The organism is Vibrio rotiferianus CAIM 577 = LMG 21460, from assembly GCF_002741985.1.
Classification (GTDB): domain Bacteria; phylum Pseudomonadota; class Gammaproteobacteria; order Enterobacterales; family Vibrionaceae; genus Vibrio; species Vibrio rotiferianus.
Genome location: NZ_APHW01000034.1, coordinates 22,784 through 32,933, shown reverse-complemented (window position 1 = coordinate 32,933; position 10,150 = coordinate 22,784). Strand labels below are relative to the sequence as shown.

General features: G+C 45.9%; 8 protein-coding genes, 1 tRNA gene and 1 rRNA gene. 5 read left to right on the top strand and 5 right to left on the bottom strand.

What is annotated here, in order from left to right; translation table 11 throughout:
* Nucleotides 1-169 precede the first annotated feature (169 nt).
* Nucleotides 170-286, top strand: a 5S ribosomal RNA gene (gene rrf, locus B853_RS14765).
* Nucleotides 287-370: 84 nt separating this feature from the next.
* Nucleotides 371-461 (top strand) — tRNA-Ser (locus tag B853_RS14760).
* A gap of 854 nt (nt 462-1,315) precedes the next feature.
* Here the strand turns inward: B853_RS14760 and B853_RS14755 are convergent.
* The 4 genes from B853_RS14755 to hemC are packed head-to-tail and all read right to left on the bottom strand — an operon-like array spanning nt 1,316 to nt 5,395.
* Entirely contained in the window at nt 1,316-2,497 is a 1,182-nt protein-coding gene (locus B853_RS14755) for a heme biosynthesis protein HemY (protein ID WP_038887322.1), read from the bottom strand.
* Complete coding sequence (locus tag B853_RS14750; protein ID WP_038887321.1) at nt 2,497-3,708, bottom strand: uroporphyrinogen-III C-methyltransferase; 1,212 nt, start codon at nt 3,706-3,708, stop codon at nt 2,497-2,499. The genes B853_RS14755 and B853_RS14750 overlap by 1 nt, the downstream gene beginning before the upstream one ends.
* Before the next feature lie 17 nt (nt 3,709-3,725).
* Nucleotides 3,726-4,454 carry a uroporphyrinogen-III synthase gene (locus tag B853_RS14745; RefSeq protein WP_038887319.1) on the bottom strand — a complete coding sequence of 243 codons (729 nt, stop codon included), beginning with the start codon at nt 4,452-4,454 and terminating at the stop codon, nt 3,726-3,728.
* Between the two features lie 2 nt (nt 4,455-4,456).
* A complete protein-coding gene (gene hemC / locus B853_RS14740; RefSeq protein WP_010444539.1) occupies nt 4,457-5,395 on the bottom strand; it encodes a hydroxymethylbilane synthase in 939 nt (312 codons plus the stop codon).
* Between the two features lie 347 nt (nt 5,396-5,742).
* Between hemC and B853_RS14735 the strand changes: the two genes are divergently transcribed.
* Nucleotides 5,743-8,271 (top strand): class I adenylate cyclase, encoded by a 2,529-nt coding sequence (locus B853_RS14735; protein ID WP_010444538.1) that lies wholly within the window; start codon nt 5,743-5,745, stop codon nt 8,269-8,271.
* Nucleotides 8,272-8,330: 59 nt separating this feature from the next.
* Here the strand turns inward: B853_RS14735 and cyaY are convergent, their stop codons facing one another.
* On the bottom strand, nt 8,331-8,645 hold the full coding sequence (gene cyaY / locus B853_RS14730) for an iron donor protein CyaY (protein ID WP_038887317.1): 315 nt from the start codon (nt 8,643-8,645) through the stop codon (nt 8,331-8,333).
* Between the two features lie 74 nt (nt 8,646-8,719).
* On the opposite strand from cyaY, the gene lptM reads away from it, so the two are divergent.
* Nucleotides 8,720-8,836, top strand: coding sequence for an LPS translocon maturation chaperone LptM (lptM, locus tag B853_RS26905; protein WP_010444536.1), 117 nt, complete (start codon nt 8,720-8,722; stop codon nt 8,834-8,836).
* A gap of 60 nt (nt 8,837-8,896) precedes the next feature.
* Entirely contained in the window at nt 8,897-10,150 is a 1,254-nt protein-coding gene (lysA, locus tag B853_RS14720; protein WP_038887316.1) for a diaminopimelate decarboxylase, read from the top strand.

Below are 10,150 nucleotides of genomic sequence, written 5' to 3'. Positions count from 1 at the left end.
ACTATGAACGTTGATAGGCAGGGTGTGTAAGCGTTGTGAGGCGTTGAGCTAACCTGTACTAATTGCCCGTGAGGCTTAACCATACAACACCCAAGGGTTTTGATGGACTCAATGTAAGAACATTGAATGTGTTAAGAACTGAAAACAGCTTTCCAGATTAAAGAATTTGCTTGGCGACCATAGCGATTTGGACCCACCTGATTTCCATTCCGAACTCAGAAGTGAAACGAATTAGCGCCGATGGTAGTGTGGGGCTTCCCCATGTGAGAGTAGGACATCGCCAGGCTTTAATATCGCTTTTAGATAAATCTAAAGGCAAAACTGAAATTTAGCATTATTTAAGTAAGACTAAATTTTAGTAACAATTTGTGGAGAGATGGCTGAGTGGTTGAAAGCACCGGTCTTGAAAACCGGCATACGTTAATAGCGTATCTAGGGTTCAAATCCCTATCTCTCCGCCACTATTAAGAAGCCTCGCTAGAAATAGCGAGGCTTTTTTCATTTCTACACGAGCTATGAAATGATAGGGATTTACTAAATCCCGATTCTCTGTCACTACATAGAAAGCCCGTTGACAATTCAACGGGCTTTCGTTGTTTCTGATACTTGCAAATCGGCGTAGTGATTTGAATCAACCTCCTAGCCGACGTTGCTCCAAACTAAGCACCTCTACTCTCCACCTAATAAGCCGTACCTTGAGGCTTTCTGTTATCCTCACTTTATAGGGTTATAGGAACTCATAGCTTTGTCCTCCACTAAAAGTTATTAAGCCTGTCCCTTACCCTTCCTATCTCTATCGGCTCAGTGTTTCTGTTAACAGAAGAGCGTTTCTACTCACTGCTGCCTTAAATATGTATAAGCGACGTTACGTACCCTCTGATGCTTATTGCCGATTACCGTGACTCTTTACGTTAGCTTGTACAAAGAACGCTATTCAAGCGCTCTATAGAGCTATTCTTTGTCTAACTGAGTACATAATGTCAGGTCGCTGATGCATTCGGTTAATCCTCTCTACATCAATCCAATATAGCTATGTTGGATTGATGTAGAGCTGCCTTACTAGCCATTCAGATTCAATCGCTCTACTTTGTAGAAAGTGATTGAGGTTGTTTCTCGTAGCTCTTGATGAGATGAAGAGTGGTAGTTTGGAGTGAACTACAGAGACGTTGGTGATTGTCTCTAATGAAGAATAGTCAGTAGAGGGAACACAACTTTTGGGTAGTTAGTTGAAGCGATAAAGGGGCATGAGGAATAGCAGGCAATAAAAAAGCCGACAGTTTACTGTCGGCTTTCTACTTTCTACTTTCTGAATCGCTTAGTTGTTTTGAACTAGCGTTAGTGCTTTACGAGAGACCTCGTGAGCCGCTTTAGTCAGGTTTTGCTTCTCTAGTGTGTCTGCGAGGAAAGCATAGTCAGAGACGTCTGAGTGGAGCTTAAGAGCAACCTCGAACTGTTGTTGTGCTTCTTGCCATTTTTCTTGTCGGAATAGGAAGTGTCCTAAAGCACTATGAGCAGCGGCATTATCCGATTCACGCTTTAATACACCTTCTAAGAATACAACTACAGGATGGCTGTCTGACAAATTTAGCTCAGGCAGTAGTCTATATAGTTCAGGTGTTGGGTGTTTCTTTAGTGCTTCTTTGATAACCGTGAAGGCTTCAGAATCTGCTTTACGTGAAATGAGTTCTCGTGCGAAGCAAGCAATGAGGTGAGTATCTTGTTTTACTTTGCGTGGCAGACCGTTCCAGTGTGAGACCAGACCTTCGCTACCTTGTTGCTGGGCGACTTCGTGTAGTAAGCCACACTGTGCCTTCTGAATCAGTTCCGCTTGCTCTTCTTCTGTTACCAGCTTGGCTTTGGTTAGCTGAGGCATCAGATCGATCAGTGGTTGCCATAGCTTAAGCTGCATGTAAGTGGTTTTTAGCAGGTTAAGAACGATCGAGTTATTCGCGTACTGGCCTTTCAGTGCTTGTAGCGTATCGAATGCCGATTCGAATTCGTTATCGCGAATGAACTGTTTCGCACGAGTCAACTCTACTGCTAGGTGCGCATTCTCTTGCTGGCTTGCCAGTTCTAGGTACTGGTCACGCTTGGCTTTGTCACCTTGACCTTGTGCAGCCTCTGAAGCCACTAGGTAGCATAGAAGAGGCATGTCGTGGTGATTTGCCCAGCGTGTCACTTTCTTCTCGGCACCTTTCCAGTCACCTTCTAGTAGCTTGATGATGCCTTCGTTGGTGTAGCGACGAGAGCGGCGCATTTTACGCACGCTGAAGTAGTTCCAGGTGCTTGAGCTTGCGTAAACCAGTTTCTTGACCACGTACTCTAGGAAGAACAGTGCTGCCAATGCTGCAATTACGAAGATCACTAGCGTGGTTACGCTCATCTCAATGGTTTTGTTCGCGATTGAAATCAGGACATAACCTTGCTGACCTGAGAACTGCGTGCCAACGAATAAGCCAGCACCAAGAACTACAAATAGGAAAATAAGACGAACCATTACTTATCCTCCGTACCTGTCATCGTGGTCACTTCACGACGTAGGCGTTCACGAATCACATCTGAGAGTTGGTTTTGGCTTTCTAGCTTCGCAGGGTATTCGACTTGAATGTCTTGCTTGCTCAGTTGGCTCAGTGTCTTGTTGAATTCTTTAACCGAGTTGTCGTCTTGGTTGAAGAATGCCATTGCCCATTTATCCGCTGTTTCCAACGAGGTGGTGTAGATCTCACCTTGCTCTTGGTATACCGCTTTGATTGCTGTCTCTAGCTTCGCTTTGATGTTTTCTTTCAAGTAGAAGTGTTGCTGTGGGGACAATAGAGGAATCACGTTACCATCGCGAGTACGGAAGGTGATGAAGTTTTCTGAGAAATCTTTCAATGACGTCATCAGGTTATCTTGCCAGTTAGCAATGTCTTCTGAGACTTCTTGTTTTTCGACTGCTGCCGCCTCTGGTAGCAAGGCATTCGCTAGAGGTAGTTTATCTACTTGTTGCTGTAGCGCAGTTAGGCGTAATACCAAGCCATCACGGTCTACCAAAGGTACAACACGTAGCTTAGTAATGTCGTTTGCCATTGCTTTACGAAGCCCAACTAAACTTGGATCGTTTAGTGCGGCGATGCGTTGGTCTGCACTTTCCATCAATTGAGTTGCGCTTTCTACATCGTGCTCTAGGAACAACTTACGACCAGCGAGTTTTACTAGGTAGTCAGCTTCTGCTAGTAACCAGTCGTTTGGACGACGGCCTTTTACGTCAGCGACTGCTAGTTGCAGGCTTTCAATGCTCTTTTGCTGCTGACCCAGTACCACTTCTGCTTTGTGAGTGACTGTAGTCGCTTTTTCAATAGTCTCTTGTTTTACTTGGCTTAGCTCTTGTTTCATTGCTGATTGAGCTTGCTCTAGTTGGTTTTGAAGCTGAGCAATCTGAGTTTGGTATTCAGACTGCTGCTCGAGCATTTTGTAAGTCAGGCCACCACCAAAAATAAGTGACAAGACGATTGCAACGGTACCCAGCTTGACGCCACGTTTACCTTGCTTCTCTTCAAATTCACCTTTGCTTGGCTCTGCTGGTTTGGTTGGCTCGGCAGGCTTTGATTCTGCTTTGCTCGATTCAGATTCCTTTTTAGGCGTGTCTTTTTCAGCTAGCGGTGCCGATGTGGTTTCTTCGGAAAGGTTTTTATCGTTATTCTTTTGATCGTTATTTTTACTTGTCATGCCTATATCCTGTGTAGCTAGGGCTGGAGAGCAGCCAGTAATTCTTGGTTGGATGCGCTTCCTGTGCATCTGACCTGAGTGAAGCCCCGTTGAATTGCGATGTCAGCGATTCGCTGACTGGGGATATACAACTCTTGTTGATTAAGCCAAGCCAATTGCTCTGGCGACAATTGGCGACACAAATAATCCAGTTGTTCACCACTGGTGATGATGATCTGGTTGATTTGCTGGGTTTTCCATTGTGAGACACAGCTTACTGGATCGAATGGGATAAATTCTCTCTTATAAGTCTCACAATAGTGAACTTTTGCTCCACGTCTCACCAATGCATCTTTTATCAGCTCTCTTCCACCGTTACCGCGAAGAATTAGAACGGTTTGTTTATCTACATTGTCTAATTCGGGAAGCTGCAACAAGTGCTCACTATCACTGACTTGTGGATAGTGTACTTTTTGTTGGGTACATTTGCTCAAATAGTGTGCGGTTTTTTGACCAACGGCAAGGTATATAGCTTGCTTAGACCATGATTTAGCGTGGTTTCGCAAGATTTGCTCTGCGCATTGCACCGCATGTTGGCTTACCGCAATGATGATTTGAGCACTTTCAATGTATTTGGAGAGTTGTGTGTCGCTGAGATCGGCGACGATGTCGATCAGTGGATGATGAATTGTAGTTTTGCCGTGCCTTTCGAGCAGAGAGCAAAGCGCCATACCTTGCTCTCCCGGACGAGTGACCAACACTGTCATGATTATTCGTGGTCTGCGTACAGTTTGGTTAGGATGTCGCGCGCACCGTTTTCAAGTAGCTCGTTAGCAAGTTGAACGCCTAGTGCTTCGGCATCGTTGCGGTGACCACGAATTTCACCACGTACAATTAGGCTACCGTCTGGTTCACCAACCAGTGCGCGAAGCCAGATGTTGTCGCCATCAAGCAGTGAGTAGCTGCCGATTGGTACCTGACAACCGCCCTCAAGAGTGAGGTTCATTGCGCGCTCACAGCGCACGCGATCTGCCGTATCTTGGTGATTTAGTGGCTCAAGCAGTTTTAGTAGGCGTTCGTCATCCACACGGCACTCAATGCCTACCGCGCCTTGGCCTACTGCTGGCAGTGATTGTTCTGGTTCGATAAAGCTGCGAATGCGCTCTTCTAGCTCAAGGCGCTTCAGACCTGCTGCTGCAAGAATAATCGCGTCGTATTCACCTGCATCTAGCTTACCTAGACGCGTACCAACATTACCGCGTAGCTCTTTGATGATCAGGTCTGGGCGGTATTCTTTCAACTGGCACTGACGACGTAAGCTACAAGTACCAACAACCGCGCCTTGCGGTAGCTCATCAATGTTGTTGTAAGTGTTTGATACGAATGCATCACGTGGGTCTTCACGTTCACAAATCGTCACCAAGCCAAGACCTTCAGGGAAGTCTACTGGTACATCTTTCATTGAGTGCACCGCAAGGTCTGCGCGACCTTCAAGCATTGCCACTTCCAGCTCTTTAACGAACAAGCCTTTACCACCGACTTTTGCTAGCGGCGTATCCAAAATGATGTCGCCTTTGGTCACCATAGTAACCAGCTCCACTTCAAGGCCAGGATGAGCGGCTTGAAGGGCATCTTTTACATAGTAGGCTTGCCATAGGGCAAGTGGGCTTTTTCGTGTTGCAATGCGAATTGGCGTAGATTGTGTCATGGTCTTCTCAATGCTGTTTTAGTTTTGCTTAATCCTACCACTCAACGCGTGAAAGTCTTAATGTTAGTTAGGCTTCTCTAGGGGTCATAAATGGAATTACACAACGTTATGAAAATAGTGTGACTAGATTCTCATTTAGACTAAGGACTATTATTAGTTATAGGCGAATACAAGCGACACTACGGCGCTATCAATTTTTGCGACTAGTGTGGGGTTTTTAGACCACAACTATTTGCGGGTGGAAATCTTTACCAACCCTGATGAAAGTGTTAAATTGATCACGTTTTTAAGCCGTTTTGGTTTAAAACATCAGCAAATTTCGTGATTGTTCAACCAAGGAACTTCCCTTGCAGGCTTACACCCAAAAACTTATTCAGCGATTAGATAATCTAAACCAGCAGCGTATTGATCGCGCGCTGGCGCTTATGGATTCGCAAAGCCAGCAAGTATTCCACTTGATTCCTGCCTTGTTGAACTACAACCACCCTGTGATTCCGGGCTATTATGATGCCGATGTACCTTATGGTGTGTTTGGCTTTGAGTTGAATCAACTCCAGCAACAATTCCTTGAAGACACTCAATTGACGATTGGTCAGCCGCTCGAAACTGCTGAGCAACCTGCCATCCTTGGCTTGTACACCATGGGCAGTACCTCTTCTATTGGTCAAAGTACCTCAAGTGATTTGGATATCTGGGTGTGTATCTCACCGGAGATGGATAACGACCAGCGTGAACTGCTTACCAACAAATGTTTGCTGATCACTGATTGGGCGCAAAGCCAAGGTGTGGAGGCGAACTTCTTCTTGATGGATGAAGAGCGTTTCCGTAGTAATCATTCAGAAGAGATGACCGGTGATAACTGTGGTTCTTCTCAGCATCTTTTATTGCTGGATGAATTCTACCGTTCTGCGGTACGTCTCGCAGGCCAACGCCTGCTGTGGCAAATCGTGCCGCCAGAAATGGAAGAGTGTTACGACGAGTACGTTGCACAGCTTTGTAAAGATGGCTATATCAACTGTGATGAGTGGATCAACTTTGGTCAGCTTAACCGCATTCCTGCTGAAGAGTACTTCGGCTCGAACTTATGGCAGCTGTATAAGAGTATCGATTCCCCTTACAAATCCGTGTTGAAAGCGATCTTGCTTGAAGCTTACTCGTGGGAATACCCGCACACACAACTTCTTAGTATCGACACCAAGCGTCGCTTCTTTGCCCACGAGCCTGACTTGTACGGCATGGATGCGTACTACTTGATGCTAGAGAAAGTAACGCGTTACCTAGAGCGAATCCAAGATGACACACGTTTGGATTTAGTTCGCCGCTGTTTCTATCTTAAAACCCATGAAAAACTGTCTCGCGAACCAGATGTCGGCTCTGTGGCTTGGCGTCGTGAAGCTTTGAGCGACATGACTGCGAAATGGGATTGGGATGCATCGGTATTGGCGGAGCTCGACGATCGCCGTAACTGGAAAGTAGAGCAAGTGAAAGTAGTGCACCATGCACTGCTGGATGCTTTGATGCAAAGCTACCGTAACTTGATCCAGTTTGCGCGCCGTAACGACATTACTTCGGCGATCAGCCCGCAAGATATCAGTATCCTCGCACGTAAATTGTACGCGGCATTCGAAGTGTTGCCGGGTAAAGTTACCTTGCTTAACCCGCAGATCTCACCAGATTTGCACGAACCCGACTTGAGCTTCATTGAAGTAAAAGAAGGCAGCGTAAACAAATCCGGTTGGTACTTGTACAAGCAACCATTGATTGCGCACCGCATTCTTGGTCAACCTTGTCTTGAGCATCACGAATACTTGAGCAAGCTGGTTTCTTGGGCGTTCTTCAACGGTTTGATTACTGAATCGACACGTTTACACGCGGTGGTGCGTGAAGCTCAGTTAGACATTGATAAGTTCTACCAAATGGTGAGTGACTTGCGTAACACCTTCTCGTTGCGTAAGCGTCGTCCAACCATGCAAGCATTAGCGAGCCCGTGTGAGATCAGCCAAATGGCAATGTTCATCAACTTTGAAAATGACCCGACGGCAGCATTGTCCGGTCGTTCACTGAAAGTGGATGTGAAGAATACAGACATCTTTAGCTTTGGTCCTGAGCAAGTCAACTTAGTTGGCAGTGTTGATTTGGTTTACCGTAATTCATGGCATGAAGTGCGTACACTGCATTTCAAAGGCGAAACCGCAATGCTGGATGCGCTGAAGACCATTCTGGGCAAAATGCACCAAGATGCGATCCCGCCAGAGTCGGTTGATGTGTTCTGTTACGCGAAGAACATGCGTGGTGTGATGCGCAATATGGTTTACCAATTATTAGCTGAGTGTATTGATTTACGTTTGAAGCCGGTTGAACAAGAGAAGCGTCGTCGCTTTAAAGCGATGCGCCTTGGAAATCAAACTTATGGTTTGTTCTTCGAACGTCGTGGCGTATCGGTACAGAAGTTAGAAAACTCAGTCGATTTCTACCGCAGTATTTCAACCAACAAGTTGAAAGGTTCACCGCTGTTGATGCTGGATCGTGAGCAAGAGTACCAATTGCCAGAAGTGGTAGATGGCTTTGCCAGTGAAGGTTTGGTGCAGTTCTTCTTTGAAGACACCGACGATGGCTTCAATATCTATGTATTGGATGAGTCAAACCAAGTTGAGGTTTACCATCAATTTAGCGGTTCGAAAGATGAAATGATTGCGTCGGTGAACAGCTTCTATACCTCGGTAAAAGATGACAGTCGTGTCTCGTCGAAGTTTATTAACTTTAACTTGCCGCAGTACTACCAAATCATTCATCCGGAAGAAGGGAATACCTACATTATCCCTTATCGCAATGATGGTTGTACGCCAACTCGCCCAACCAAAGCGGTGAACGTGTAAAAATGAAAAAGAGCACAGGGTGCTCTTTTTTATTTCTGGCTTACTAGAATACTATTGGCTTATACCCAATCGATCGCTTCACCAGCGTGCTTTTCACACTCTTCTTTTACCATTGTAAATAGTTCCATGCCCGTCTTAGAGCAGGTCCATTTGTTATCGATAAGCTTGAAGTGGAAGCCACCCGACTTTGATGCTAACCAAATCTCATGCATTGGCTCTTGGCGGTTAATGATGATTTGGCTACGGTCTTCAAACTCCAATGTCATTACATTACCAGACACTTCGTAATCAATGTCTGCGCCTGATTCATCGATGGATTCTTCGATGATTTGCATCTGCGCATCCACCAGTTGATGAAATTCAGTATCGTTCATCCGTCTATCCTATTGCTTTTCCTGAGTGTGGTGCGATTATAGGGGGCATTGAATCAATAATCACGATATGCGAAATGAAAAAACTACTTACTGTGTTGTTTGTGATGATGGCTGCGACCTTAGCCGGTTGTGGGCAGTCGGGAGACCTTTACATTCCAGATGATGCTCAGAAGAATGAGCAATCACAATAACGAATTTATAGCATCATACATTTAGGGTTTAGCAGTCGAATTAATTAAGGGAAGCGAATTTTGGATTACTTCAACTATCAGGATGATGGCCAGCTTTGGGCCGAAGACGTCTCACTCCAAGCACTTGCCGAGCAACATGGCACTCCTCTTTATGTTTACTCACGTGCGACGCTGGAGCGTCACTGGAATGCGTTTGATAGCGCTGTGGGTCAGCATCCTCATCTTGTTTGTTACGCAGTAAAAGCAAACTCTAACCTTGGCGTATTGAATGCACTGGCTCGTTTAGGTTCAGGCTTTGATATTGTATCGGGTGGTGAGCTTGAGCGTGTTATCGCGGCAGGCGGTGATGCGAAGAAGGTGGTGTTCTCGGGTGTTGGTAAAACGCCAGCAGAGATGAAACGCGCACTGGAGCTGGGCATTAAATGCTTCAACGTGGAATCAGAACCTGAGCTTGAGCGCTTGAACAAAGTTGCGGGTGAGCTAGGTGTGGTTGCACCGATTTCTCTACGAATTAACCCTGATGTAGACGCAAAAACGCACCCTTACATTTCGACTGGTCTGCGTGATAACAAATTTGGTATCGCTTTTGATCGTGCTCCGGCGGTTTATCAATTCGCCCAGAGCTTACCAAACCTAAATGTACAAGGTATTGACTGTCATATTGGTTCTCAACTGACTGAGATTGAACCTTTCATTGATGCAACAGACCGTCTATTAGCACTGATTGATGACTTGAAAACACAAGGTATCAACATTCGTCACCTAGATGTAGGTGGTGGTCTAGGCGTGGTATATCGTGATGAATTGCCGCCACAGCCTTCAGACTACGCAAAAGCACTACTAGGTCGTCTTGAGAATCATCAAGATCTGGAATTAATTTTCGAACCAGGCCGAGCGATTGCTGCCAACGCAGGGGTCTTGCTCACACGTGTGGAGTTTCTCAAACACACAGAGCACAAGAACTTTGCCATTATCGATGCAGCAATGAACGACTTGATGCGTCCGGCACTATACCAAGCGTGGCAAGATATTGTCCCAGTCGCACCACGTGAAGGTGAAGCTCAGACTTACGACTTAGTAGGTCCGATCTGTGAAACGGGTGACTTCTTGGGCAAAGATCGAGCACTAGTACTGCAAGAAGGTGATCTACTCGCGGTTCGCTCTGCAGGCGCCTATGGCTTTGTGATGTCTTCGAACTACAATACTCGTACCCGAGCAGCGGAAGTAATGGTGGATGGTAAACAAAGCCACCTTGTTCGCCAGCGTGAGGAGCTGACCAGTTTGTGGCAGCTGGAACAGATTCTACCGGAGTAA

What these genes read in the sequence shown, in the direction of transcription:
- B853_RS14755 (WP_038887322.1), bottom strand. Translation starts at nt 2,497, where the DNA reads ATGGTTCGTCTTATTTTCCTATTTGTAGTTCTTGGTGCTGGCTTATTC.
- lptM (WP_010444536.1), top strand. Translation starts at nt 8,720, where the DNA reads ATGAAAAAACTACTTACTGTGTTGTTTGTGATGATGGCTGCGACCTTA.
- hemC (WP_010444539.1), bottom strand. Translation starts at nt 5,395, where the DNA reads ATGACACAATCTACGCCAATTCGCATTGCAACACGAAAAAGCCCACTT.
- cyaY (WP_038887317.1), bottom strand. Translation starts at nt 8,645, where the DNA reads ATGAACGATACTGAATTTCATCAACTGGTGGATGCGCAGATGCAAATC.
- B853_RS14745 (WP_038887319.1), bottom strand. Translation starts at nt 4,454, where the DNA reads ATGACAGTGTTGGTCACTCGTCCGGGAGAGCAAGGTATGGCGCTTTGC.
- B853_RS14750 (WP_038887321.1), bottom strand. Translation starts at nt 3,708, where the DNA reads ATGACAAGTAAAAATAACGATCAAAAGAATAACGATAAAAACCTTTCC.